Genomic DNA, 25,495 nt, shown 5'->3' with positions numbered 1-25,495 from the left:
TCGCGCCTAGAATTTACGTTTCTGGCTTTTGCCTTTGTAGACCCGCGTTCCGGCCTTGCCTGCGGTAGAGCGGCCTCTGGATTTCTGCGCGGCTTCAGATGCAGCTTCCACCGCTGATTGGCGGGCAAGGGGATCGTCTGCCACCGCCAGTTCGACCGCTTCAAGGCGCTTCACCTCGTCGCGCAATCGGGCTGCCTCTTCAAATTCAAGGTTTTCTGCCGCCTTCAGCATATCCTTGCGCAACCCGTCCAAATGCGCCTGAAGGTTTGCACCGACCATAGGCTTGTCGATTTTCGCAGTTACGCGCGACATATCGGTATCGCCCTCGTAAAGGCCGGACAGCACATCTTCTACGTTCTTTTTGACGGTTTCCGGTGTGATCCCGTGCTTCAGATTGTAGGCATGTTGCTTTTCGCGGCGCCGGTTCGTCTCGCCAAGTGCGCGCTCCATCGAACCGGTGATCCTGTCAGCGTACATAATCACACGGCCTTCGGCATTCCGCGCGGCCCGCCCGATCGTCTGCACGAGAGAGGTTTCCGAGCGCAGAAAACCTTCTTTGTCGGCGTCCAAAATTGCCACAAGCCGACACTCGGGGATGTCCAGACCTTCCCGCAGCAAGTTGATCCCGATCAGGACATCAAACGTCCCAAGCCGCAGGTCTCTGAGGATTTCAATGCGTTCCAACGTGTCGATGTCCGAGTGCATATAGCGCACGCGGATACCCTGTTCGTGCATATATTCGGTCAGGTCTTCGGCCATGCGCTTTGTCAGGGTCGTGACCAACACGCGCCCGTCATCCTGTGCGACCTTGCGCACTTCATCCAGCAAATCGTCCACTTGTGTCTCTACAGGGCGAATTTCTACCGGCGGATCAAGCAAGCCTGTGGGGCGAATGATCTGTTCGGCAAAGACACCACCGGATTGTTCCAGTTCCCATTTCTGGGGAGTGGCGGAAACAAATACCGATTGCGGCCGCATTGCATCCCATTCCTCGAACTTCAGCGGCCTGTTGTCCATGCAGGAGGGCAGGCGGAAACCGTGTTCGGCAAGGGTGAACTTGCGCCGATAGTCGCCTTTGTACATGCCGCCGATCTGGGGAACGGAAACATGGGATTCATCTGCGAAAACAATGGCGTTGTCAGGAATATATTCAAACAGTGTAGGGGGCGGTTCCCCCGGAGCGCGGCCCGTCAGGTAGCGGGAATAGTTTTCAATCCCGTTGCACACGCCGGTTGCCTCTAACATTTCAAGATCGAAATTCGTGCGTTGTTCCAGACGCTGGGCCTCTAGCAGTTTGCCTTCGTCTTCCAGCTGTTTGAGCCTGATCTTCAGTTCTTCCTTAATCTTTTTGATCGCCTGATTCATTGTCGGACGCGGGGTCACATAGTGGCTGTTGGCGTAGACGCGTACCTTGTCCAGACTGGTGTGTTTTTCTCCGGTAAGCGTGTCGAATTCAACAATACTCTCCAGCTCTTCCCCGAAGAAAGACAGCCGCCAACCGCGATCTTCCAGGTGGGCAGGCCAGATTTCCAGACTGTCGCCACGCACGCGGAAAGAGCCACGCGTAAAGGCGTTGTCATTGCGCTTGTATTGTTGCGCAACAAGATCTGCCATAACGGACCGCTGGTCGTAATCCTGTCCGGTAATCAGATCGAGCGTCATGGCGGTGTAGGTTTCGACCGACCCGATACCATAGATACAGGACACCGAAGCGACGATGATCACATCGTCCCGCTCCATCAGCGCACGGGTGGCAGAGTGGCGCATCCGGTCGATCTGTTCGTTTATCTGGCTTTCTTTTTCAATATAAGTGTCCGACCGCGCAACATAGGCTTCTGGCTGGTAATAATCGTAGAAACTGACGAAATACTCTACGGCGTTTTCCGGAAAAAATGATTTAAACTCTCCGTACAACTGCGCGGCGAGAGTCTTGTTCGGGGCCAGAATAATGGCAGGGCGCTGGGTTTCCTCAATGACTTTCGCCATTGTAAAGGTCTTACCTGTGCCGGTTGCCCCCAGCAAAACCTGATTTTGCTCACCATCTCGCACACCGGCAACCAATTCGCGAATGGCTGTCGGCTGGTCTCCGGCAGGGCTGAATTCCGTGTGCATCACGATTTTGCGCCCGCCCTCAAGCTTCCCGCGATGTTGTGGGACCGGCGTGGTCAGAGGCATTTGCATTTCACTCATGGAGACTCCTTTGACGTCACTAAATGATCGTCTTTTGTTCCCGTTCAAGGTTTGAATAAGGGATTTTACCGGCTTTCACCATTCCCCCTGTCTTGTGAACGGGACTCTGGTGACATTTTCTGTCAGGACGAAGCGGAAATTTGTTAATGAAGTTAACCATTTTTTTACCATTGATTTTAATAGTGGGGTTGGCCGGACCCGTCCCGGCCTAAACGACAAATATCCGGAAATCGGGCAGTAAAGAGTAAGGCGCCAAGCGCAATTCAGAGTTGTTAATTTGCACAAGATGCAACCTTTTGGGATATTTGCGATTGCAATTCGGGCGAATAGATGCCTGAATGTTCTTGCAAGCAGCAAGACCGGCTATCGATCGGGTGCATATCACCCACCCACCCCTCGCTCCCTGCGTCCGATCGATAGCCACCTACCAATTCCCCTGAATATAAATGCGACTGGCCGGAACCGGTTTCCGGTGTCTGTACACTTTTTGGTAATCTATTGCTTTTAGCCTGTAGCCGAGCAATCGCCGGGGCGATGTATGGAATTGATAGGCAGATATTTTAACAGGCTCGGTTTTATGGCCGCCGGAGCAGTGTTGGGCATTACAGCCCTGGCGTTGTTGACATTCACCAATTGGGTGTCGCCGCGGGTGGAGCGGGATCTGGCCTCCGAACTCGCAGCGCGGATGTTGAAATTCGAAAGGGAGTTGGGATACGGGGGATTAATACACAACTTTAAGAACTACCTTCTGCGACCGGATGAAACCGGCTACCGCGATGCCGCGCGCAAGAACGTTGATCGTCTACTCGCAGAACTGGACGGGTTGTCCAGACTGGTAGAACACCTCGACATGGCTTCCGGTTTTCAAGCGACACGTCGTGTTATCACCCAGTATTCTGTCGCTATTGATCGGGTCGAAAGCTTGCACGATCAAGGTCTCTCTCCGGCGCAGATAGACCCTTTGGTGCGCATTGATGACAGTTCCGCATTTATGAATATCCAGCAGGTGGCCACCGCTGCAAGAGAGGAACTGATCGCCCGCGCGACCATTCAGGCACAGCGGACCGCAACGTTTATCGGGGCAATCGTTCTGCTGGTAACAGCATTTCTGGTTTCAGTGGCGCTGGTGATTGTCTTTCTTGTCGCTGACCGCCGCCGCCGCGCACGCGAACTGGTTGCAGCGCATAATTACGCAGATGATCTGGAGGATATGGCGCGTATTGCCACCCATGATATCCGCTCCCCACTTAAACAGATTGCGTTTCTTGTGCAGGAAGTGATCACCGATTGTAACGGGAATGACGGACGGTTGGGTGCGGAAAGCCGCGATGATCTGGAACTCATCCGCGAGCGGACATTGCGTGTTGACGCTATGGTGGAGGCCACGCTCGGCCTGATGCGGACCAGTGCGCTCGCTGATCGGGTGGAAACGGTGGACCTGCGTTTTCTGGTGCGTTCGATCGTAGAAATGGACGCGCCACCCCATCTGCCGGTCATAATCGAGGGCAGTGATAAAATCCGTGTCGACAAGGCGAAACTGACCATTGTCCTGCGCAATCTTATATCGAATGCGGTCAAACATGGCGCCTCCAAAGATCCCAGCCTGAAGATACGGCTCGTGCAGAAGAACCATACGGTTGAAATTTCGGTTGAAGACAACGGGCCTGGTATCGCAGAGGAACACCGAGAGAAAATTTTTACCCTGTTCACGACTTTGGATAGTGCAGAACAGGAGGGCAGGGTCGCGGGAATCGGTCTGCCGATGGTGCGCAAGATCGTGCGCAGGCTGGGCGGTGAAATTGCCGTTGCGGGGTCAGCCATGGGCGGCGCGGCCTTTTGTGTAACCCTGCCGCGTTAAAAAATATGTGCAAACCCCGTGTGCCGCGCTATCATACGGCTGAATAATGATGCGAAATGCAGCGCAGAGCGGTGTATTTTACCTTTTGTCAGTGCTCATAATGCGCTAGATCACCCCAAAACGGGAGAGTTGAGGATACCCATGCTGGCACGAATTTATCAACCTGCACGCAATGCCATGACATCTGGTCAGGCGAAAACCAAAAACTGGGTTCTGGAATTCAGCCCGCAAGAGCCCCGCCAGATTGATCCACTTATGGGCTGGACAAGCTCCAGTGACATGAACAGCCAAATCCGTTTGATGTTCGACAGCAAGGATGCCGCAGTCGACTACGCCTCCTCCAATGGGATCCCTTACACAATTGTCGATCCGAAAAACCGCAAGCAAAATGTGCGCAGTGGCGGTTATGGTGACAACTTTGCCACAAACCGGCGCGCTGTCTGGACCCATTGAAGGGCTTGCAAAGCCCACAATTTTTAGCCAGAAGGCCCATAGCGGTCCCATAGCTCAACTGGATAGAGCATCTGCCTTCTAAGCAGAGGGTTTCAGGTTCGAGTCCTGATGGGATCGCCACTTTTGCATCACAACCCGCCTCGGGTGACGTGCTATCCATCTGATTTTCTGCTTTTTTGTGTTGCCCCCGTTCTTCCGGCAGGTAACTTGCGCCCAGTGCATTCGCTGTCAGCAGTCCGTGCGACATTGTCCCGGCGGATCAAGTTGCGCCAAAAGAAACCATTTGGGAGAGTGGTTTTTAGCGCTGACAACTCTGGGGGTGCGCGCCCCGATATGTCATTTTTTGCTAGCCCTATGAAAAGTTAAGGAATTATTAATTTCTGCCGTTAATTGGCCATTTTTGCTGTTTAGCTTAAATACAGGCAAAGGGATGGAGGGCCTTTGGTGGACACGGAAGCAGAGCGGATCGAAATGACAGTATTCAAAGAAATCTTCGATGCGGCCTTTCAGAAGGCGGGGGTTTCCCCCACTTCGGAAGACTGGTCGACCTGTGTGTCCATTGTTGAAATCCGCCGGACCAGTCTGGCTCTTGCAGAGCAGTACCGCCAGCAGGGGGATCGTCTCAAGGTCAAGAAGCTTGAAGAAAAAGCGCAGGAGTGCGAGCAGGTCTTCGCGGATCTTGCGGCTTATCTGGCAGAGGAACGGGCGGCCTGATACACGCCCGCTCCGGAATTGCCGTTACGTGTTAACGGGGCGCCATGCGGATCGCGCCGTCCAGACGGATCACCTCACCATTGAGCATCGGGTTGTCCACTATGTGCGCAACCAACGCGGCAAATTCCTTTGGGTCTCCAAGACGGGACGGGAAAGGCACCTGCGCACCCAGACTGTCCTGAACTTCCTGAGGCAAGCCCTCCAGCAGCGGTGTTTTGAACAGGCCCGGCGCGATCGTGGCAATCCGCACGCCTTTATCGGCCAGATCGCGGGCCATTGGCAGTGTCATACCCACGATTCCCCCTTTGGACGCGGCATAGGCCACTTGGCCGACCTGACCTTCATAGGCCGCCACCGAAGCGGTGTTGATGATAACGCCGCGCTCTCCGTCGGGAGCTGACGGATCGGACTGGACCATGCCAGCGGCCGCGTGGGAGGCGCAATAGAAAGACCCGAGCAGGTTAACCCCGATCACTTTGGCAAACAGCGCCGGATCATGGGGCGCCCCTTTGGACACGGTTTTGGCAGCCGGACCGATGCCGGCACAGTTCACCAGAATGCTTTCCTGACCTTGCGCGCCCCGTGCTGCCTCAAACCCTTCGGCGACACTGTCTGCATCCGAAACATCCACTTGCTGCCAGGATGCACCGATTTTGGCGGCGGTCGCCATGGCGGCATCAGGGTTCATGTCAAACAGGCACACTTTGGCACCCAGACTTGCCAGATGGGTTGCAACTGCCGCGCCAAGGCCCGAAGCACCACCGGTGACGATGGCTGATTTATTCGAAAGGCTGGTCATGTTCGCATATCCTTGAATGTTGTTTTATCGGGGTCTTTATGAAAGATGTGTTCGACAGAATTCAACAGGGAAGAGGACGCAGTGGCATGGTTTCAAGGATCGTAGAGGTTAACAACGCAGCGTTACATTGTCAGATTGAAGGCCCGTCGGATGCTCCCGTCGTGGTATTTTCCAACTCGCTTGGTACGGACTTCCGGATATGGGACGCGGTGGTTGCCGACCTGTCGCAGGACTTTCGGGTGCTGCGGTACGACAAACGGGGACACGGATTGTCCGATGATCCGGAGGACGGTTGGTCAATGGGCGAACTGGTCAGCGATTTGGCCGCACTGATGGATCACTTCGGCATATCCGGAGCGGCAGTGGTTGGCCTTTCGGTGGGCGGGTTGATCGCGCAGGGCCTTGCAGCGGAGCGCCCCGATCTGGTGCGCACCATGGTGCTGGCGGATACGGCTGCGCGCATCGGAAACGACGATATGTGGAACGAGCGGATCGCCAAAGTGCAGGCAGACGGGCTTGGGTCCATGGCGGACGGGATATTGGAACGCTGGTTCGCGCCGGAATTCCACAGCCACCCGGACTTTCCGATGTGGCGCAATATGCTGGTGCGGACCACTGCACAGGGGTACGCCCGTGTGTGTGCGGCCATTCGCGATACGGATTTGTTGGAAAGCACTGCGCGCCTCAGCCTGCCGGTGCTGGCCGTTGTCGGTGACAAGGATGGCTCTACGCCGCCCGATATGGTGCGCGAAACGGCAGAACTGATAGGCGGCTCCAGCTTCCAGATCATTCGTGGAGCCGGACATCTGCCTTGTGTCGAGAAGCCCGAAGTCTTTACGTCCTTATTGCGGGACTTCCTGAAAGCACAGGCGTAGGACGCATCTGTCATGACGACAGCCGCTACGGAACATCTGTAAGCCGCCCTTGCACCTTCCCGCTATCTGGGGTTGGTTGTGGCGACTCTTGTACAGGTGATTTCAATGGCTTCGGATACGTCGGATATGAATTACGGGCGCCCGTGGGTGGGCATCGGCTGGATGCTTTTGACGGGTGTTCTGTTTGTCGGCGTGACGGGTATTGTGCGCTACGTCGGTTCCAGCGTACCAGCCGCGGAAGCCGCCTTCATCCGCTATCTGTTCGGTGTGTTGTTCATCCTGCCGTTTATGGGAACCGGTTGGCTGCGCCAGTTGGACAAACGATTGGTTGGCACTTTTGCGCTACGCGGATTTTGCCATGCGATCGGCGTGATCCTGTGGTTTTATGCAATGGCGCGTATTCCGATCGCCGAGGTCACAGCGATCGGGTATCTTGCCCCGATTTACATTGCAATCGGTGCTGCGGTCTTTCTGGGTGAGAAGCTGGCCCTGCGGCGGATAGCGGCGATTGTGATCGCCTTTATCGGTGCGATGATTATCTTGCGCCCGGGTATTCAGGAGATCAACTCCGGTCAGATGGCGCAGGTCCTGTCCGCGCCGATGTTTGCCGTATCCTATCTGGTCGCCAAGCGGTTGACCGCGCAGGCAGGCCCGTCGCTGGTGGTCGGGATGCTGAGTGTTTTTGTGACCATCGGCATTGCACCCTTTGCAATCGCTGTCTGGAAAACACCAAGCGTGACAGAGGTGTTGTGGCTTGCGCTGGTGGGGGCCTTGGCTACTACGGCCCATTTCACCATGACCAAAGCGCTAAAGGCAGCGCCTTTGGCCGTGACCCAGCCCGTCACGTTTCTTCAGTTGATCTGGGCCACTATCTTGGGGCTGGTGGTCTTCGGGGAAGCGGTGGATATTTTTGTCCTGCTTGGCGGTGGTTTGATCATCTGCTCGGTTAGCTTCATTTCCTACCGTGAATGGGTGCTGTCCCGTCGCGCGAAAACGCCACCAGCGGCAGCTGTAAAAACCTGAAGCCTGGGGTGCTTTGCGCCGCAGGGAGCCTCCGGCGGGGATATTTTCGGGCCAGAAGAAAGTTGTGTTGCGCGGTTTTGTCCGACTTTTGGAAGCCATTGTCGAATGCGATTGACGGGTTTTGAATGGTCGGGCTAACGTCGCGGAAAATCGCCGGTAAAGTCTTTAAGGAGTGAATATGAAACGGATCGACAACCACTTGCCAACGGCTGACTTGCAGCGGTTGGATGCGGCCCATCACATTCATCCTTTTACCCACGGTGCGGAACTGTCGCAGAAAGGTGCGCGGGTCATCACGCGGGCGGATGGTGTCATGCTGACCGATAGCGACGGGGTTGAGATCCTGGACGGGATGGCTGGCCTGTGGTGTGTCAATCTGGGCTACGGGCGCAAGGAACTGGCCGAAGCCGCTGCCGCGCAAATGGAGCAACTGCCTTATTATAATACGTTTTTCCAGACTACTCATCCTCCTGTTGTGGCTTTGTCCGCGCGTATCGCCGAACTGGCGCCGGGTGATCTGAACCATGTGTTCTTTGCCGGATCAGGCTCTGAAGCCAATGACACCAACATCCGTCTGGTGCGTCATTACTGGGCGCTGAAGGGCAAACCGGAGAAGAAAACCATCATCAGCCGCAAGAACGCCTATCACGGGTCGTCTATGGGCAGCGGGTCGCTTGGCGGGATGGCGGGCATGCACGCGCAGGGCGGGATGCCGATCCCTGACATCACCCATATCGACCAGCCTTACTGGTACGGCGAAGGCGGGGATATGGACCCTGCGGAATTCGGCTTGGCCCGCGCCCGCGCGCTGGAGGCAGAGATTGACCGGATCGGGGAAGACAAGGTTGCGGCCTTTATCGCAGAGCCGATTCAAGGTGCGGGCGCTGTGATCATTCCGCCGGAAACCTATTGGCCGGAAATCCAGCGGATCTGTGACGAGCGCAACATCCTGCTGATCGCGGATGAGGTGATTTGCGGTTTCGGGCGGACCGGCAACTGGTTTGGGTCACAAACATTGGGGATCCGTCCCGACATCATGACAATCGCCAAGGGTCTGTCGAGCGGCTACCAGCCGATTGGCGGTTCCATTCTGAGTGACGAAGTCGCCGAGGTGATCAGCTCGGACGAATTCAACCACGGCTACACCTATTCCGGACATCCGGTGGCCTGTGCAGTGGCACTGGAGAATTTGCGCCTTCTGGAAGAGGAAAAGGTGATTGAACATGTGCGCGATACGGCCGCGCCCTATCTTGCGCAAAAATGGCGCGAGATCAGCGATCACCCGATGGTCGGGGAGGCGCGTATTATCGGTATGATGGGGGCGCTTGAACTGTCACCGGACAAGGCCAATCGTGCGCCGTTCAAAGCTGATAAGGGCACGGTCGGTCTGCGTTGTCGCGAACGGTGTTTCGCCAACGGTCTGGTCATGCGTCATGTGGGGGATACAATGATTATTTCACCGCCGCTGATCATGACTGAGGCAAATATCGACCTTCTGTTCGAGCGGGCGGTGAAATCTCTGGATGAGACCTTAGCCGGTCTCAAGTCTGACGGTTTGTGGGCCTGACAGCGTTAAATCAGGGGACCAGTTTGTCGCGGAAAACGTAAGAAACGATCTGGTCCCGCGAAATGTTGTAGCGGCTGCGCAGGGTTTCTTCGTCCATGTCCAGCATTGCATTGATGATTTCAACGCGGGACGCGGCAAGTGTCATGTCTTCAAAGAAGCGCAGAACAGCGGAGCCGGCGGTTTGCAGGGCGGACCAGATTGTGCCGCCAACGGTTGATTTTGTGTCGGTAATATAAGCCATGTTCATTCCTTTCACTCCATGTCAGGAGCCTGTCATACTGTTGTGGCTTAAATGGGAGCTGGAAGGCGTTTGGACAACGCACAATCCGTTAAAGCCGATATGTGCTTTTTGCATGGCTGTACCGGATTCGCGCGTTTCGGAAGGTAATGCGTTGAGCCTGACGCATGGATGCGGCATTGAGAGCGCAAAGGAGACAGGACATGTTGGACGCAGGCATTAGAGCCATTCTTGACGCTTTGGGCGTCGCAGTATTTGTGGTGGACAGCAACCAGACCATCGTGTTCCGCAACGAATCTGCAGTGAGCCTGTTCGGGACAGGTACGAAAGGGCGCAAGCTGGCCCATTATGTGCCAAACAAGAGATGCATCCGCGCGGTTGAGGATACAATCGACGAAGGCGGGCAGGCCAAAGTGGACGTGCGTCTGCAACTGGTTGTGCCAACGACCTTTTCCATGACAGCCGTGCGGGTTGATCCGGACGCGAGTCGCACCGACGCACTGGTGGTGGTGAGTTTCGAGGATGTCAGCCATATTCAGGAAGCCGAGCAGATGCGGTCGGATTTTGTGGCGAACGTCAGCCACGAATTGCGCTCTCCGTTAACCGCGCTCTATGGATTTATCGAGACTCTTCAAGGCCCTGCAAGATCAGATGCGGAAGCCTCGGACCGGTTTTTATATCTGATGGAGAAAGAAGCAGCACGCATGGCACGGCTGATTGATGACCTTCTGTCTTTGTCGAAATTGCAGTCCGAAGAAAAATACGCGCCCACAACGGTTGTGAATTTACGGCCAATTCTGGACCGGTTGAGCGCATCGCTTGAACCGATACTGGATCGGGAAAAGACAACTGTGACACTGGATATTCCTGCCGACCTGCCCGAGGTGATCGGGGTCGCGGACGAGTTGACACAGGTGTTTGCAAACCTAATCGAAAACGCTGCAAAATACTCTCGTAACGGGGCGGTTGTGTCTATCGAGGCCTGTGTGGATAAGGTGGAACCGGACATGGTGCGCGTAACGGTTAGCGATCAGGGCGAGGGAATCGCACCGGAACATATTGCGCGGCTGACAGAGCGGTTTTACCGGATAGACAAGGGGCGGTCCCGTGACAAGGGTGGCACCGGATTGGGGCTGGCCATTGTGAAACACATCCTGATGCGCCACCGTGCGCGTCTGCAGATCGACAGCACTGTTGGTGTCGGCAGCCGTTTTTCCGTGATTATCCCGCGGGCAATTTAAGCCCGAGAGCGCGGGTGTGAATAATCCGTTAATAGGGAACCGGCAGGCAACTTGTGTTTGACACAAATGCCGGTTCTGCCGTCTGATATTTATAAACATTTACGGAATTTGTATTTTAGGGACGTATCGGGATGGATTTCAGCTGGAGCACGCCGCAAGCAACACCTGTCGTAGACGGATACCTTGACTGGTTTGATCATGTGTACCAGCCCCCCGCCGGCGGTGCGCTAAGCTACCGGCCCCTGCTGGTGCGGGTCAAGCCGACGGGCCGGCCCGCGACGCTGGACAAGACTCTTCGATGGCTGAAGCGCAAGCTTGATAATGCGGGGCAGGGTGCGGATTTTCTGATGGACGGGGTGGAGCGGGAATATCTCGACCGCCTGTTGGATCATTCCCCGATCGAAGGCGATGCACCCGATCTGTTCTTGCATGTTTTAAAAACACCCGGTGATTTCGCAGCGGATTATGGCAAATGGCTGCAACCGCTTCCCAATGGTGCGGCGCGCCCGCCGGTGCCCTCCGCACCTGCTCCGGCGGGCGGGGTCCCACGCCCTGCGCCGGTTTTAGCGGTGATTGATGATGCCATCGGTTATCTGAACGCGCGGTTCACAACCGGACCGGCGCATCAGCGCAAGACGCGGCTGGCGGCCGTCTGGTTACAGTGTGAAGATCAGATCACCGAAGACAACGGACACTGCTCCATATCCTGTGGTCGGGTTCTGAGTGGGGAGGAGATTGATACTGTTCTGACCAAAGGAAGCAGGCTGGAAGAGGCCGCGGAATACAGCGCAATGAACAAGGCGCTGTACGACCGGCAGATCAGTCCGGTCTGGCACGGCATTACGGCGGGGGGCGGATCCGAACTGGCCAGCACCCACGGCACGATAGTTACGGATATTGCAGCGGGTGCCGATCCGCAGGTGGAACCGGAGGGACTGGGCGCATGTCCGATGCTGGCCACACAACTGCCGCCGCAAGCGGTCGAGGATACATCAGGTGCGAAATTGCAGCCCTATGTGGTGCGCGCCCTGCGCTGGATTATCTGGCAGGCGGACAGGTTGCTGGTGGAAGGCCAACATCGACCGCTGGTGGTGAATATTTCACTGGGGGTTTTGGCTGGATCAAAGGATGGGACCAGTCTGATCGAACGCCAGATCGCAGCCGAGGTTTACCGTCGAGAGACCCGAACCGGCAGTCCGATGCGGGTGGTGTATGCCTTCGGGAATGACGGGTTGACGCGGCAGATCGGGTCTATCGATCTGGAGCCAGAGACTCCGCAGTCGGTGACGTTGCGGGTGCAGTCAGAGGATTATACGCCGAGTTTTGTGGAACTGCGCCCAGATGATCCGGCGGAACTGACGCTCGGGATCGATAGCTTGCTGTCACAACCGCTCTCGTTAGGAAGCATTCCTGCCGGTCACAGCGTTTCGCTGGCCCGCGGTTCGGCTCCTGCGGTTGCGCGAATCTATGCAATCGGACCACAGGCACTGGAGGGCGGCGGGCAAACGGCTGGATACTACCTGCTGGCGATCGCGCCGACGGCCTGTTTCGAAACGGGCAAACCGCTCGCGCCGAGCGGGCCGTGGCGGATAACGCTCGGCACCGGCGCACCGGCGCAAACCGTGCGGCTGGAAGTCCAGCGGGACGACCGCCCCTTGGGATTTCAAGCGCTGGCGCGTCAGTCCTATCTGGATGACAATGCGCTTTGGGTCTGGAAACCGCCGCGCAAAACGCCCTATGCCCCGAAGGCGGATGGGCCGGTTACAAGGATCGGCACGGAATCCGGCTGGCTCTCCGCTGGTATGCCCGAGCAGGTTTACACTGTGGGGGCCGCTTTGTGTGATACCGGATTTGCAGCGCCTTATTCGGCTACGGGGGGCCCTTTGTCGGCTAAAGAACCTAATGTATCCGCTATCGGGGACAGTAGCTGGACGCTGCGCGGCGTGCTGGCGAGCGGCACGCTGAGTGGCAGTGCAACTGTGATGTCCGGCACATCGGTCGCGGCGCCGCAGATTACGCGGCAGTTGGCCCTGTTGTTTGCGAGCGGGGCGGATATCGGGCCGTGGAATCCGCCTGCGGTCAATGCGGAACGGGAAATGGCAGCCCTTGGCGCGCTCGACTGGTCCTTTGAGCCTGAATACGAGCTGGACCAGCTTGGTCCGCTTGCGGTGTCAGGGGAGGTCGGGTTGCGGCCCCGTCTTGATGACGGGTACCGCCCTTAATTTATTGCGTGTGCTACGCTTCTTCAGCCCCATTCAGCCGCAGCAGCATCCCAGAGTTTGGACAACAGGTTTTCCCGCCCCGCGGTTGGCAGGGAAATCTCGGTGCGGGTGATGGTGGGATCATTGCTGCCGGGCATGGTTTCCCCGAGAAGCGACAGGTTGAAGTCCCCCCGAAATGCCCCGCCGTTGAACGCGTAGGCGGACGTTTTGCCGGCCTGACTGCAATAGTTGATAATGAACTCTGCAATCGCGATACCTAGGGTCGCGCCGGCCACACTGTCGGTCGGGAAATGGACCCCTGCGACAGTGCGGTTCAGCGCAATGCGGGCCGACAGCCGGTAGGCAGGCAACTGGTCCTGCACTGCCTGCACTGGGGACTGAAAATTCGGATCGCTTAACCGTGCCATCAAGGTCGCGGCAGCGAAACTTTCGGTCGCATGGCCGCTGGGCCATGCGGGGTGGTCCGGTGAAGTAATCATCGGCTGGACCTCTTGCGCAAAGGCAATGGGGCGGGGGCAGTCAAATAATTGCTTCAGCCGCATCTCGCAGACCTGACAGGTCCGCTGCACCAGCGCCAAGAGTTCCAGCGTCCACTTATGGGTATCGTTGGACAGGTAACTGAGCGCACCGAAATAGGGGGTCAGATCACCGATCTGGGACTGGATTTCCGCCTGACGGTCGAACCGCAGGTCTGCTGCAGTGCGCAGGTAGTAGAGCTGTTCCTCGAACTGGGACAGACCCGGACGTGTCAGGGTTACAATCGGGGTGAGAGTGGAGCCATCCTGAAAACTGACACCGGCCTCGTTGTGGGCAACGGTATTGTCGACGCGCAATAGCCCCATAATCTCTGCCAGAATGGCCGCGGATCTGGGGTAGCTGCCCATCTTCTTGAAAGTTCGCCACTGCCGTGCGGCGCTGCTGCCGTTGCCGGTCTGATAGGATACGGGGCGTTTGGGGGTGCCATCCCAGAACCGCTGCGTCCCGTCCCGCGTGGTTATCAATCCGGTGCTCAGATAAGGGGAGCCGCCCTGACCCTGCGGTCCCTGCGGCCCTTGAGGGCCTTGCGGACCCTGTGGTGTTTGCGGGCCTTGTGGACCCTGTGGTCCTTGGGGCCCCTGCGGTCCCTGAGGGCCTTGCGGTGTATAGATCGCCATAAACCAAACTCCTTTAAACAATTGCTTCATTCAATGAATTGACAGAGTTTATGTCAAATCATCCCTGCAAGCCGCTGGGTATATTCACGATTAATTCACATTCTCGCAAAACACCTGCTAAGATACCACCATTGGATGCAGGCTCTGTGATGGGGGCAAGTCCGAGAGTACTTAAAGGCGAATTTTGACGTTGTGACCAATCCTTTATCGATTCAAACTATAGGGCCTCTGCAAATTACAGGGCCGAACGGCGAAAACCTGACACCCAAAGGGGCGAAATCCTGCGCCTTGCTGGCGATTCTTGCTCTGACCGATGGAAAGGCGCGCCCTCGGCGGTTTCTGGAAGAAAAGCTGTGGAGCGGACGCGATCCAGAACAGGCCGGGCAAAGCCTGCGGCAGGAGTTGACCCAGATCCGCAAGGCGCTCGGGGCGTATAAATCCTGTTTTGTGGTGGACCGTACAACGGCAAGTCTGGATGTGGGTACAGTCGTGGTGGACTGGGACAGCGCTGAAATTCGCAAAGATGACACAAGAGAGCTGCTTGAAGGGCTTAGCGTCCGCGACCCCGCCTTTGAAGAATGGCTTGGCGAAGTGCGCGATGCCTTCGAGCGTCGCAAGGTTGCGCTTGCTGCGCGGCAACACGGGCTGATCCTGCGCACCCGTAGAAGTGAGGGTCCGGAAGGCTCCAAAAGCATCCTAAGCGAAGTTCTGGCGGATCAGATCGGCCAGAATATTGCCGAACAAGTGCGTGCGTGGCGGCAGGTGAACGTCCGTATGGCAGAATCCGATCAGGATGAGGCAGAAATCGAAATCAGTGCGCATGTGGCCGAGGAAGACGGCAAGAGTCTTGCCTTCATCCGGCTGATCCACCCGGGAACCGGACGGGTGCTGCACACCCAAAAGGCGCTGGTGAACAGTGGCGCATTGCAAGCAGCAAGTGAGGATTTGCTGGCTGATATTACGATTGAGGCTGCCGAAAAAACACTGGATGCGATGGGCAAGGCCTTCCCTTCAGAGCGTCCCGAACTGGCCTCTGCCGCCATGGCGCGGCGGGCCGTGCGGGAAATGGAAAGTTTTGAATCCGGGCGGCTCGATATTGCGGACCGGCTTTTGGAAAATGCCTTTGATATTGACCGCAACGGGTTGTTTCTGGCGTGGCAGAGCCTGCTGAAAACCATCCGCCTGACCGAGCTTCTCAGCAGCGATGCGCAGGCGGATCTGGACCAGATCGAAGAATTGAACCGCAAGGCGATGGAACTGGACGGGGAAAACCCGCTGGTGCAGGCGCTGGTCAGTCAGGTGCAGGTTCTGATGTTCGCAGATCTTGGTGCTGCCAATGCAGTGGCGCAGCAGCGGCTCGACCCGAACCTGTCGGGTGCGTTTTCCATGGTGTCCCTTGCCAGTGCGAATATGTGGGACGGGGACAGCGAGGCCGCCTATGCGCTGACCAAAAAGGCCACCTCGGTGGCTGGTCGGTCCAGTTTTCACCACTGGTGGGACACGTTCCATTGCATCAGTTGTATTGCCTCGGGGCGCTATGACGAGGCGATCCTCTTTGGGGAATCCGCACGCAAGGCCGCACCGAACTTCCGCCCTCCGCTACGGCACTTGCTGGCCTTGTTCGCCCACACGGGAGAGCGGGAAAAAATGCATATCGTGGCGGAGCAGTTGAAACGGCTGGAGCCTGATTTTTCGCTCGAAAGGTTTAAATCCGACGAGGCCTATCCTGTGCGCACCCTGCGCCATGCCAACCTGCTGGATTTCCCGACAGACGACTAGACACAGTGCTTTGCTCCGATGACGGAGATTTTGCTGCTGTGGTGCAAAGCAGACTTGTCTTTTGTGGCCCTTATGCAAAAGCTGTGGGCGAACAACTGAAAGGCAGATCATGGCACTGGAAGACGCAGCAAAAGTCATCGACGAAGGTATTACACGGCAGGGTTACAAGGGGCACGGGTTTGAAGCAACCTATGCCGGCGTGACCTCCTTCTTGCGCCGGACCTACAGCAAGGATCTGACAGGGGTTGATCTGGCGGTGACGGGCATTCCGTTTGATTGTGCTGTCACGAACCGTCCCGGCACGCGCCTTGGCCCCCGCGCCATCCGCGAGGCGTCTACCCTGCAATCCCCCGATGCGCCCTATGGCTGGGATGTGGATCCCTTGGTGGAATTCAACGTGGCAGATTATGGCGATGTAGCTTTTGATCATGCGAAAACGTGGGAATTTCCCAAGGCGTTGCAGGCCCATATCGCCGGTATTCTGGCGACCGATACCGCCTGCCTGTCCTTGGGTGGCGATCACTATGTGACCTATCCGATTCTGAAGGCCCATGTGGAAAAACACGGGCCGGTTTCCCTGCTGCAATTTGATGCCCATAGCGACACTTGGGTCGATGACGATCCGGAACGGATCGACCACGGCACCATGTTCTACAAGGCGGTGAAAGAGGGGCTGGTTATTCCCGAACGCTCGGTACAGGTGGGCATTCGCACCACAAATGAGGACACGCTTGGCGTCAATATCATTGACGCGCCCGAGGTGCACCGCATCGGTCCCGAAGCGACCGTGGCGCGGATCAAAGAGGTTCTGGGCGATCACAAAACCTATGTGACCTTTGACATCGACGCCCTTGATCCTGCTTTTGCACCGGGAACCGGCACGCCTGTCTGGGGCGGGTTGTCGAGCGCACAGGCCGCAGCGATCCTGCGCGGACTGGCAGGGATCAACGTGATCGGCATGGATGTTGTCGAAGTCTCGCCACAATATGACGTAAGTGGCGCTACGGCCATTGCGGGTGCCCATGTAGCTGTGGAACTGATGTGCCTGTGGGCTCATCGCCGGAAATTCGGAGCCTGACATGTACAACCAACCTATGGGCGGGAACGAAATGCCCCGCTTCGCCGGACCCGGCACCTTCATGCGCCTGCCTGCGGCGGAAACGGCGAAGGGGCTGGATGTGGGTTTTATCGGTATCCCGATGGATATCGGCACAAGCTGGCGGTCGGGCACGCGGTTCGGTCCCAAGCAAATCCGCGCCGAAAGCAACATGCTGCGCCCCTACAATATGTGGACCAAAGCCGCCCCGTTTGAACATCTGCAATGCGCCGATCTGGGCGACGTGGCGATCAATACTTTTGATCTGAAGGACACTGTCCGCCGGATCACCGCCTATTACGATGATGTGTTGCAGCATGATGTGATCCCGATGACCCTTGGCGGAGATCACACGCTCAGCCTGCCGGTGCTGCGGGCGATTGCCAAAAAACACGGGCCGGTGGCGCTGGTGCATGTGGATGCCCATGCGGATATTAACGAACATATGTTTGGCGAGGAAATCGCCCACGGCACCCCGTTCCGCCGCGCCCATGAAGAAGGGCTGTTACAGGATGATAAGGTCTTTCAGATCGGGCTACGCGGAACCGGCTATGCCGCTGACGATTTTGACGAGGCGCGGCGTTGGGGGTTCACGGTGGTTCAGGCTGAAGAAATCTGGCACAAATCCCTGACACCTCTGGCGAAACGCATCCGCGAAAAGATTGGCGATACGCCTTGTTATATCACCTATGACATCGACAGCCTTGATCCGGCCTATGCACCGGGAACCGGCACGCCGGAAATCTGCGGTTTGACCCCGCCACAGGCTGTGGAGCTGATCCGCGGGTTGAAGGGGCTGAACATCGTGGGCACCGATCTGGTAGAGGTCTCGCCCCCCTATGACCCGAGCGGGAACACCGCGCTGGTGGCGGCCAACCTGATCTATGAAATGCTGTGCATCCTGCCCGGTGTATCCCCCTCAAGCTGACACAAAGGATTACTTCCATGAAAGCTGCCGTCTGTCGTGAATTTGGCAAGGATCTGACCATCGAAGAGATCACCCTGCTGCCGCCCGAAGCGGGGCAGGTACAGGTTAAACTCGAAGCCTGCGCCATCTGCCATTCGGATATCTCCTATATCGACGGTGCTTGGGGCGGGCATCTGCCCGCTGTTTACGGACATGAGGCTGCGGGGCGCATTTCGGCAATCGGCACAGGAGTGGCTGGTTACAGCATCGGGGATTCCGTGCTTGTGACGTTGATCAAATCCTGCGGCACCTGTCCCACCTGCGCGGACGGCCATCCGGTGAATTGCGAAACCGGAACCGACCGCGTGGCGCAATCCCCGATCCGGCTGGAAAACGGCGATGTGGCAGAACACGGTCTGGTGACAGGCGCTTTCGCGGAAGAGGTGGTTGTGGATCAAAGCCAGATCGCCCCGCTGCCCGACGACATCCCGATGGATGTGGCCAGCCTGTTGTCCTGCGGTGTGATCACCGGCCTTGGCGCCGTGGTGAACACGGCTGGCGTGCGCCCGGGCGCATCTGTGGTGGTGATCGGTGCGGGGGGTGTCGGGCTGAACACCATTCAGGGCGCGCGGATTGCGGGGGCGAGCACCATCATCGCGCTGGATCTGGAAGACGAGAAACTGGACGGAGCGCTGGAGTTCGGCGCGACCCATGCGCTGAATGCAGGGGCTGACGGGCTGGTCAAACGGGTGCGCAATCTGACCGGCGGGCGCGGGGCGGATTATGTCTTTATCACTGTGGGCGCCATCAAGGTCTTTGAAACCGCGCCCCGCTATCTGGCGGCACGGGGGCAGATGGTTATGGTCGGAATGCCGCCCTCCGGCGCAATGGCGAGCTATGAACCCGTCGTGCTCTCGGCGCTCAGCCAGTCGATCACAGGGTCTTTGATGGGCGGCACCGTACTGAAACGGGATATCCCGTGGCTGATTGAACTTTACCGGCAGGGCAGTCTGAAGCTCGACGAGTTGATCACCAACCGCTACCCGCTCGACCGGATCAACGAGGCGATTGCAGATACGAAAACGGGTAAATCACGGCGCAATGTAATTGTGTTTTAGGAGGGGGCAGCCGTCCGTTTATTTCTCGCGCCCTGCCTGAAATACAGGGCGCGATAATATTTTTAAAAAGTAAACTCGCGCCATGAAAGATCTGAAAGTTCTATGCTTTCAATGAGTAGCGAGGAGTCAGGGTTGATTTCTATGAGTACACCCTCTTCCGTGTCAGTGGCATAATTCTTCGTCAGATCTTTAAAACTTCGAATGTCTGCACTCTCTGCCAGATCAATTTTTTCGCGACCTTTGACTGAAAAATCGGTGATTCTGTCGTGCCCGAATTCGCTGGAAAACACGAACTGGTCAGCAGAGGAACCGCCAGTCAGGATGTCGTTGCCGGCCCCGCCGTTGATCAGGTCGCGACCTTTTCCGCCGTCGATCAGATCGTTGCCGCTCCCCCCGTAAAGCGCATCGTGGCCATTGCCGCCCGACAGGGAATCATCGCCTGACCCGCCGAAGATGTCGTCCTTGCCGCCGTCGCCCGAGAGGTTATCCTCACCGTCGCCGCCATACAATCTGTCAGCGCCACCTCCTCCGAACAGGATGTCATTACCCGCTCCGGCGGACAATTCGTCTGTGCCTTTTCCGCCGTCAAGGGTGTCGTTGCCGCTTTCCCCGTCAAGCTGGTCCGAACCTTTCCCTCCGACAAGACGGTCGTCCCCCGTGCCGCCATTCAGACTGTCATTTCCGTTCAGTCCGCGGATTACATCTGCACCGCCGTATCCGAAATATATGTCGTTTCCTGTGTCACCTGACCAGATGTCGTTCTCTGATGTCCCATGCCAAGCAAGATCGTCTTTGACTATCACTGTAACGGTGTCGTTGAGATAGCCATTGTAATAAATCTCAATCGTAAACTGCTCGTCCAGCTCGTCGATGTTGTCAGAGTATGCGCCAAAAGAATAAGTGTTAGACGCGTAAACGTAACCATTGATGCTTGAAGATGAAGAGCTTGTGAGCGAGCCACCGTATCCGTCTGCTGATGTCGCGGTTCCAGCTACAAAATTCACTTCGATAAGCGGGTTGTAGCCATTATAGGAATAGGTGAATGCGGAAGTTTCGCCTTCGCGAATAGTGAAAGTTGTCATGAATTTCTCGGGTGTTGGTTGGAATGAAACTGCGGATAAAGAACTGAAGGGATTTGGTAGTCTTGAGTTTAAGTCCTCTAGTTGGTCGTTGGAAAATACATTGATGACAATTGCTTAAGTTAAAAGAAAATTGAGTGCAATGTGAAATGCTACTCAGGGTAGATGATCGCGGAAGCTCTGTAAAAGTACCGTTTTCAAACCTAATAGTGTAAAGGTCTGGAATTCCGATCGGCAAAAATCTGGCAAGACCGCTGAGGCCTTTTGCCAGTTTTAGAGAGAAATACAGTAGCAACCCATCTCGTTATTCGTGTCTTTCAACCCCATCCCCCTTGCTCGAAAACAGCGCGAGCTTGTTGCCTTGGGGGTCTCTTAGGTAGCAGACGTAAAAATTCGGGCTGTAGGCGGCGCGATAGCCGGGTTGGCCTTCGTCTGTTCCACCTGCCTTTAGCGCGGCAGCATGGAGCGTTCGGACGTCTGCATTGGCCTTAGCCTCAAATGCGATCATGGTGCCGTTTCCGGCGGAGGCGGGTCGCCCGTCAAACGTGGGTTTGACGTAGAAATCCGGCAGAACCGGCGTCTGGCCCGTTGGAACGGGCAGCGCATAGCTTAAACCTTCTGGGCCTTCCGTCAGGGTGTAGCCAAGGGCGGGCAGGAAGGCTTGGTAGAACTCTTTGGCGGCGGCCATATCATCGGCACCGACTGTGACATAGGCGATCATTCGGAATGCTCCTCTCGCGCCAAGCCTAGCGCAGTTCGGGGGGGCAGGTACAGCACATGAAAAAGGCGCGGAGGGTGATCCTCCGCGCCTTTTAGATTGGTTGGTCCGATTCGCCTTAGTGGCTGCCGATGCGGCCCAGTTGCACGTCGTAATCGACGCTCAGGCGGTAATCCGGGTCGTCGTCCGTATCCACCATCAACTGGCCTGCTTTGGTCAGCAACTGGTGGCAGTCGCGGCTCAGGTGGCGCAGCATCAGGCGTTTTCCGGCAGCGTCGTATTTCTCGGCCACGGCCTCAATCGCTTGCAGGGCGGACTGGTCCACCACGCGGGAGCCTGCGAAATCAAGGATCACAATGTCAGGGTCTTCCGCAGGTTTGAACAATTCCTGAAACCGTGTGGCAGAGCCGAAGAACAGCGGCCCTTTGATGTCATAGACACGCGCACCCGGTTCGGATTTGCTTTCGTGGTGGGTTGCGGAAATCATTGACGCTGCATTCCATGCATAAACCAGTGCGGAAACGATCACGCCCACCACAACGGCGATGGCAAGGTCTTCGGCCACGGTAACGGCTGTCACCAGCAGGATCACAAAGGCGTCTGCGCGGGGCACGCGGGCCAGAATGCGCAGGGATTGCCATGCAAATGTGCCGATCACCACCATGAACATCACACCCACAAGGGCCGCCAGCGGGATCATTTCAATGATGGACGAACCGACAAGGATAAAGGCCAGCAGGAACAGCGCAGCAGAGATGCCCGAAAGCCGTCCGCGCCCGCCGGAATTCACGTTGATCATGGACTGGCCGATCATCGCACAGCCCCCCATACCACCGAAAAAGCCGGTCACGGTATTGGCCGCGCCCTGTGCCAGACACTCGCGCGATGCACCGCCACGCTGGTTGGTGATCTCGCCCACAAGGTTCAGGGTCAAAAGGCTCTCGATCAGGCCGATGGCGGCCAGAATGATCGAATAGGGCAGGATGATCCAGAGCGTTTCGAGCGTGAAGGGAACGGCGGGAATGGCAAAAGCGGGCAGGCCGCCTTCGACAGAAGCCATGTCACCAACGCGGGGGACGGGAATGTCAAACAGGATCACAACCACAGCCACGATGCCGATGGCGGCCAGCGGGGCAGGGAAGGCTTTGGTCAGCCGCGGCGTGGCCCAAATAATGGCCATGGTTGCCGCCACCAGCGCCAGTGTGATCCACAGGGTGGAACCGGACATCCACGTATGGCCACCGACCCCATCCGGCACGCGGAACTGTTCCATCTGCGCCAGAAAGATCACGATTGCCAGACCGTTCACAAAGCCGAGCATCACCGGATGGGGAACCATGCGGATAAACTTGCCCAGCCGGAAGATGCCGGCGGCAATCTGGATGATCCCCATCAGGACCACGGTTGCAAACAGATACTGCACCCCGTGTTGCGCCACGAGAGAGACCATAACAACTGCCAGCGCACCCGTCGCACCGGAGATCATTCCGGGGCGTCCGCCAAAAGCGGCTGTGATCAGCCCGACGATGAAGGCGGCGTAAAGGCCGACCAGCGGCTCGACTCCGGCGACAAAGGCAAAGGCCACCGCTTCGGGAACAAGGGCCAGTGCGACCGTCAGACCGGACAGGATGTCCGTGCGGGTCTGGGGAAGGTTCAACTCCCGACTGCGGGAGAAATAGGTATTCCCGCGTAAACGGGAGGCGAGATCGGAGATAGGTGTGTTTTTCGTCACTTTGGCGGTTTCCTGCTATCGGTGCTTGGCCGTGGCTTAGGCGGTTCGGCACAAAAGTGAAAGGGTGGTTTTGGCCCAGCCGAGAATTGCAGACGCAAATAGCGCTAAAATTCACGCAAACAGGCTGGAATCCTGTGACGGCGCGGTCCAGTGTGGCGCAAAACAACGGGGACTATGTAGAAATGAAGTTAACCGATCTCGAAATCTTCGTCGTAGGGAATCCGCCTCCAGGTTGGGGCGGGCGCTATTTTATCTTTGTGAAACTGACCACGGACAACGGGATCGTCGGCTATGGCGAGGTCTACGCTGCCTCTGTCGGGCCGGATGCCATGTGCGCGGTGATCCGCGACGTTTTCGAGCGGCATATGGAAGGGGAGAACCCCGAGAATATCGAGATGATGTTCCGCCGCGTCTATTCCAGCGGCTTCACCCAGCGCCCCGATCCGACGACGATCGGCGCGTTTTCGGGGATGGAAATTGCCTGTTGGGACATTCTTGGCAAGGCCCGTGACCGACCGGCCTATGCGCTGATGGGTGGAGTGATGAACGAGCGTATCCGCTCTTACACCTATCTTTACCCGATGGAACATCACGACCAGAACAGTTTTTGGTCTGATCCCAGTGCGGCAGCGGAATCTGCGGCTGAAATGGTGTCGCTCGGTTTCACGGCGGTAAAGTTCGATCCTGCCGGACCTTACACCCTGCGGGGCGGGCATATGCCTGCGATGGGGGATATTGCGCAGTCGGTTGCCTTTTGTAAGGAAATCCGCGCGGCTGTCGGGGACAGGGCGGATTTATTGTTCGGTACCCACGGCCAGTTTTCCACAGCGGGTGCGATCCGGCTGGGGCAGGCGCTGGAACCCTATTCTCCGTTGTGGTTCGAAGAGCCTGTGCCACCGGATTGTGTGGAGGAAATGGCCCGCGTCGCACAGGCGGTGCGCATCCCTGTGGCCACGGGCGAGCGTCTGACCACCAAGGCGGAGTTCGCCCCTGTCCTGCGCAGCGGGGCAGCCAGCATCCTGCAACCCGCCCTCGGCCGTTCGGGGGGCATCCTTGAAACCAAGAAGATTGCAGCCATTGCCGAAGTTTATAACGCCCAAGTCGCCCCGCATCTTTACGCCGGACCTGTGGAATGGGCCGCGAACATCCAGCTGGCGGCGAATATCCCGAACCTGCTGATGGCCGAGACCATCCAGACCGGCGGGGCGTTCCATATGGACCTGATCAAACATTCGATCACTTGGGAGGACGGTTTCATTCTTGCGCCGACTGCTCCGGGATTGGGGATCGAATTTGATGAAGATCTTGCCCGCGCCCATCCTTGGACAGGCAAGGGGTTGCATCTGGAAATGCAGGAAGCGCCTTGCAGTTATGACAAGCCGAACGGCTTTACCGGTGGGGCCTCGGACTGACCGGATCGCCGCGCCTTACGGCGCGGCATTTATCTGATAAGTGCCTATTTTGTTGTCACCTCGCGAGGGGTGTTCTAGAACATTCCGACGCCTTTTCGGAATTTTTCTTTCATGACACAGAACAGAGCCATTCACTTCATCCTGATCACAGTCGTGATTGATGCAATCGGGATCGGGTTGATTATGCCTGTGATGCCTTCGCTGCTGCTGGATCTCGGGGGCAGCACGCTGGCCAATGCCGCGATCTGGGGAGGTATTCTGTCCACCGTTTTTGCCGCGATGCAATTCCTGTTCGGCCCTCTGGTTGGCAACCTGTCGGACCGGTTCGGACGGCGCAAGGTGCTGTTGGTGTCTATGACAGTCATGGCAGTCGACTATGTGATCATGGGGCTTGCCCATGCGCTGTGGCTGCTGTTTCTGGCGCGCGTGCTTGGCGGGATAACAGCGGCAAACCATTCTACCGCAGGCGCTGTGATCGCGGATGTGTCAAAGCCCGAAGAGAAAGCTGCGAATTTCGGGCTAATGGGGGCGGCCTTCGGGATCGGGTTTATTCTCGGCCCGATGCTGGGCGGGCTGATGGCCGAATTCGGCCCCCGCGCGCCGTTTTATCTCGCGGCTGTGATGGCCGGGACGAATGCTGTGTTCGGCTATTTCGTCCTGCCCGAGACCGTCACCGAGCGCAACCGCCGCGCTTTTGAATGGCGCCGCGCGCTGCCCCACGGGGCCTTCCGGTCTGTTGCGGCGATACCGGGGCAGGGGCGAATGATGATCGTGCTGTTCTTTCAGGAAATCGCCTTTGTCGTCTATCCGGTGGTCTGGGCCTTTTACACCATCGGCAAATTCGGCTGGGAGCCGTGGCTGGTGGGCGTATCGCTCGGCGCGTTCGGGGTGATGATGGCGCTTAGTCAGGGGCTGCTGATCCGGTTGGCAATTCCAAGGCTGGGGGAATATGGCACCGCCCTTTTGGGGCTGACGATGGAAATGCTGGCCTTTGTGGGAATTGCCCTTGCGCCGGCCACTTGGGTGATTTTCGCCCTGTTGCCGGTCAGTGCGCTCGGCATGTTGGCCGGTCCGGCCATGCAAGGCATCATGAGCCGCGCCGTGCCCGATGATGCGCAGGGTGAATTGCAGGGCGTGGTCAGCAGCGTGCGGGCGATGGCATCCATCATCGCACCGCTGGTGATGACGGGGCTGTTCAGTTGGTTCACCCGCGAGGGCACCGCATTTTACTTTCCGGGGGCGCCGTTTATCGCTTCGGCTTTCCTGATCCTGATCGCGCTGTGGATATTCCGCGGCTGGCGGCGGGATGTCTTCTGACGT

General features: G+C 57.3%; 21 protein-coding genes and 1 tRNA gene. 15 read left to right on the top strand and 7 right to left on the bottom strand.

The features are described from left to right. Positions 1 to 6 precede the first annotated feature (6 nt). A complete protein-coding gene (gene uvrB, locus C0U40_RS09720; protein WP_101655582.1) occupies positions 7 to 2,190 on the bottom strand; it encodes an excinuclease ABC subunit UvrB in 2,184 nt (727 codons plus the stop codon). A 595-nt stretch (positions 2,191 to 2,785) separates the two neighbouring features. On the opposite strand from uvrB, the gene C0U40_RS09715 reads away from it, so the two are divergent. The 4 genes from C0U40_RS09715 to C0U40_RS09700 all read left to right on the top strand — a co-directional run bounded on the left by C0U40_RS09715 (position 2,786) and on the right by C0U40_RS09700 (position 5,215). Then, positions 2,786 to 4,048, top strand: a complete 1,263-nt coding sequence (locus tag C0U40_RS09715; protein WP_180957667.1) for a sensor histidine kinase — start codon at positions 2,786 to 2,788, stop codon at positions 4,046 to 4,048. A 141-nt stretch (positions 4,049 to 4,189) separates the two neighbouring features. Further along, positions 4,190 to 4,501, top strand: a complete 312-nt coding sequence (locus tag C0U40_RS09710; protein ID WP_101655580.1) for an ETC complex I subunit — start codon at positions 4,190 to 4,192, stop codon at positions 4,499 to 4,501. A gap of 43 nt (positions 4,502 to 4,544) precedes the next feature. After that, positions 4,545 to 4,621: transfer RNA gene (locus C0U40_RS09705), tRNA-Arg, on the top strand. Positions 4,622 to 4,945: 324 nt separating this feature from the next. Beyond that, a complete protein-coding gene (locus C0U40_RS09700; protein ID WP_145991922.1) occupies positions 4,946 to 5,215 on the top strand; it encodes a hypothetical protein in 270 nt (89 codons plus the stop codon). A 31-nt stretch (positions 5,216 to 5,246) separates the two neighbouring features. Here C0U40_RS09700 and C0U40_RS09695 read toward each other — a convergent pair whose 3' ends face one another. Next, positions 5,247 to 6,014, bottom strand: coding sequence for an SDR family NAD(P)-dependent oxidoreductase (locus C0U40_RS09695; protein WP_101655578.1), 768 nt, complete (start codon positions 6,012 to 6,014; stop codon positions 5,247 to 5,249). An 86-nt stretch (positions 6,015 to 6,100) separates the two neighbouring features. Here C0U40_RS09695 and pcaD point away from each other — a divergent pair, with 86 nt between their 5' ends. The 3 genes from pcaD to C0U40_RS09680 all read left to right on the top strand — a co-directional run bounded on the left by pcaD (position 6,101) and on the right by C0U40_RS09680 (position 9,479). Next, complete coding sequence (pcaD, locus tag C0U40_RS09690; RefSeq protein ID WP_101655577.1) at positions 6,101 to 6,889, top strand: 3-oxoadipate enol-lactonase; 789 nt, start codon at positions 6,101 to 6,103, stop codon at positions 6,887 to 6,889. A gap of 78 nt (positions 6,890 to 6,967) precedes the next feature. Then, on the top strand, positions 6,968 to 7,912 hold the full coding sequence (locus tag C0U40_RS09685) for a DMT family transporter (RefSeq protein ID WP_353616040.1): 945 nt from the start codon (positions 6,968 to 6,970) through the stop codon (positions 7,910 to 7,912). Positions 7,913 to 8,090: 178 nt separating this feature from the next. Continuing rightward, positions 8,091 to 9,479: an aspartate aminotransferase family protein gene (locus C0U40_RS09680; RefSeq protein WP_101655576.1), complete on the top strand. Its 1,389-nt coding sequence runs from the start codon at positions 8,091 to 8,093 to the stop codon at positions 9,477 to 9,479. Positions 9,480 to 9,489: 10 nt separating this feature from the next. Here C0U40_RS09680 and C0U40_RS09675 read toward each other — a convergent pair whose 3' ends face one another. Next, positions 9,490 to 9,720 carry a hypothetical protein gene (locus C0U40_RS09675; RefSeq protein WP_101655575.1) on the bottom strand — a complete coding sequence of 77 codons (231 nt, stop codon included), beginning with the start codon at positions 9,718 to 9,720 and terminating at the stop codon, positions 9,490 to 9,492. 203 nt (positions 9,721 to 9,923) lie between these two features. On the opposite strand from C0U40_RS09675, the gene C0U40_RS09670 reads away from it, so the two are divergent. After that, positions 9,924 to 10,958, top strand: a complete 1,035-nt coding sequence (locus C0U40_RS09670; RefSeq protein WP_101655771.1) for an ATP-binding protein — start codon at positions 9,924 to 9,926, stop codon at positions 10,956 to 10,958. A 131-nt stretch (positions 10,959 to 11,089) separates the two neighbouring features. Beyond that, the gene (locus tag C0U40_RS09665; protein ID WP_101655574.1) at positions 11,090 to 13,180 is read left to right on the top strand and encodes a S8 family serine peptidase; all 2,091 of its coding nucleotides are present in this window, start codon (positions 11,090 to 11,092) and stop codon (positions 13,178 to 13,180) included. Between the two features lie 23 nt (positions 13,181 to 13,203). On the opposite strand, the gene C0U40_RS09660 is transcribed toward C0U40_RS09665, so the two are convergent. After that, positions 13,204 to 14,334 (bottom strand): phosphatase PAP2 family protein, encoded by a 1,131-nt coding sequence (locus tag C0U40_RS09660; protein WP_101655573.1) that lies wholly within the window; start codon positions 14,332 to 14,334, stop codon positions 13,204 to 13,206. A gap of 192 nt (positions 14,335 to 14,526) precedes the next feature. Here C0U40_RS09660 and C0U40_RS09655 point away from each other — a divergent pair, with 192 nt between their 5' ends. The 4 genes from C0U40_RS09655 (at position 14,527) to C0U40_RS09640 (ending at position 19,234) form a co-directional block, all read left to right on the top strand. After that, the gene (locus C0U40_RS09655) at positions 14,527 to 16,113 is read left to right on the top strand and encodes a transcriptional regulator (protein WP_101655572.1); all 1,587 of its coding nucleotides are present in this window, start codon (positions 14,527 to 14,529) and stop codon (positions 16,111 to 16,113) included. 109 nt (positions 16,114 to 16,222) lie between these two features. Continuing rightward, positions 16,223 to 17,191, top strand: coding sequence for an agmatinase (gene speB, locus C0U40_RS09650; protein WP_101655571.1), 969 nt, complete (start codon positions 16,223 to 16,225; stop codon positions 17,189 to 17,191). Between the two features lies 1 nt (position 17,192). Beyond that, on the top strand, positions 17,193 to 18,137 hold the full coding sequence (speB, locus tag C0U40_RS09645; RefSeq protein ID WP_101655570.1) for an agmatinase: 945 nt from the start codon (positions 17,193 to 17,195) through the stop codon (positions 18,135 to 18,137). 8 nt (positions 18,138 to 18,145) lie between these two features. Beyond that, entirely contained in the window at positions 18,146 to 19,234 is a 1,089-nt protein-coding gene (locus C0U40_RS09640; protein ID WP_101655770.1) for a Zn-dependent alcohol dehydrogenase, read from the top strand. 62 nt (positions 19,235 to 19,296) lie between these two features. Here the strand turns inward: C0U40_RS09640 and C0U40_RS09635 are convergent, their stop codons facing one another. The 3 genes from C0U40_RS09635 to C0U40_RS09625 form a co-directional block, all read right to left on the bottom strand. Next, on the bottom strand, positions 19,297 to 20,316 hold the full coding sequence (locus C0U40_RS09635; protein WP_101655569.1) for a calcium-binding protein: 1,020 nt from the start codon (positions 20,314 to 20,316) through the stop codon (positions 19,297 to 19,299). A 301-nt stretch (positions 20,317 to 20,617) separates the two neighbouring features. Continuing rightward, positions 20,618 to 21,034: a VOC family protein gene (locus C0U40_RS09630; protein ID WP_101655568.1), complete on the bottom strand. Its 417-nt coding sequence runs from the start codon at positions 21,032 to 21,034 to the stop codon at positions 20,618 to 20,620. A 115-nt stretch (positions 21,035 to 21,149) separates the two neighbouring features. Next, entirely contained in the window at positions 21,150 to 22,745 is a 1,596-nt protein-coding gene (locus C0U40_RS09625; protein WP_435673792.1) for a SulP family inorganic anion transporter, read from the bottom strand. Positions 22,746 to 22,945: 200 nt separating this feature from the next. Between C0U40_RS09625 and C0U40_RS09620 the strand changes: the two genes are divergently transcribed. Both C0U40_RS09620 and C0U40_RS09615 read left to right on the top strand, forming a co-directional pair. Then, positions 22,946 to 24,175: a mandelate racemase/muconate lactonizing enzyme family protein gene (locus C0U40_RS09620; protein WP_101655769.1), complete on the top strand. Its 1,230-nt coding sequence runs from the start codon at positions 22,946 to 22,948 to the stop codon at positions 24,173 to 24,175. 111 nt (positions 24,176 to 24,286) lie between these two features. Further along, a complete protein-coding gene (locus C0U40_RS09615) occupies positions 24,287 to 25,492 on the top strand; it encodes a TCR/Tet family MFS transporter (protein WP_101655566.1) in 1,206 nt (401 codons plus the stop codon). Positions 25,493 to 25,495: the final 3 nt, after the last annotated feature.

Source organism: Neptunicoccus cionae (assembly GCF_002860325.1).
GTDB lineage: Bacteria > Pseudomonadota > Alphaproteobacteria > Rhodobacterales > Rhodobacteraceae > Amylibacter > Amylibacter lutimaris.
Note: the sequence above shows the minus strand (reverse complement) of the source record. Positions and strands in the feature narration are given on the sequence as shown.

Excerpts from the sequence above, each read along its gene's own strand:
- uvrB (WP_101655582.1), bottom strand. The coding sequence starts at position 2,190 with ATGAGTGAAATGCAAATGCCTCTGACCACGCCGGTCCCACAACATCGC.
- C0U40_RS09710 (WP_101655580.1), top strand. The coding sequence starts at position 4,190 with ATGCTGGCACGAATTTATCAACCTGCACGCAATGCCATGACATCTGGT.
- C0U40_RS09695 (WP_101655578.1), bottom strand. The coding sequence starts at position 6,014 with ATGACCAGCCTTTCGAATAAATCAGCCATCGTCACCGGTGGTGCTTCG.
- pcaD (WP_101655577.1), top strand. The coding sequence starts at position 6,101 with ATGGTTTCAAGGATCGTAGAGGTTAACAACGCAGCGTTACATTGTCAG.
- C0U40_RS09680 (WP_101655576.1), top strand. The coding sequence starts at position 8,091 with ATGAAACGGATCGACAACCACTTGCCAACGGCTGACTTGCAGCGGTTG.
- C0U40_RS09675 (WP_101655575.1), bottom strand. The coding sequence starts at position 9,720 with ATGGCTTATATTACCGACACAAAATCAACCGTTGGCGGCACAATCTGG.
- C0U40_RS09665 (WP_101655574.1), top strand. The coding sequence starts at position 11,090 with ATGGATTTCAGCTGGAGCACGCCGCAAGCAACACCTGTCGTAGACGGA.
- C0U40_RS09660 (WP_101655573.1), bottom strand. The coding sequence starts at position 14,334 with ATGGCGATCTATACACCGCAAGGCCCTCAGGGACCGCAGGGGCCCCAA.
- speB (WP_101655571.1), top strand. The coding sequence starts at position 16,223 with ATGGCACTGGAAGACGCAGCAAAAGTCATCGACGAAGGTATTACACGG.
- speB (WP_101655570.1), top strand. The coding sequence starts at position 17,193 with ATGTACAACCAACCTATGGGCGGGAACGAAATGCCCCGCTTCGCCGGA.
- C0U40_RS09635 (WP_101655569.1), bottom strand. The coding sequence starts at position 20,316 with ATGACAACTTTCACTATTCGCGAAGGCGAAACTTCCGCATTCACCTAT.
- C0U40_RS09630 (WP_101655568.1), bottom strand. The coding sequence starts at position 21,034 with ATGATCGCCTATGTCACAGTCGGTGCCGATGATATGGCCGCCGCCAAA.
- C0U40_RS09620 (WP_101655769.1), top strand. The coding sequence starts at position 22,946 with ATGAAGTTAACCGATCTCGAAATCTTCGTCGTAGGGAATCCGCCTCCA.
- C0U40_RS09615 (WP_101655566.1), top strand. The coding sequence starts at position 24,287 with ATGACACAGAACAGAGCCATTCACTTCATCCTGATCACAGTCGTGATT.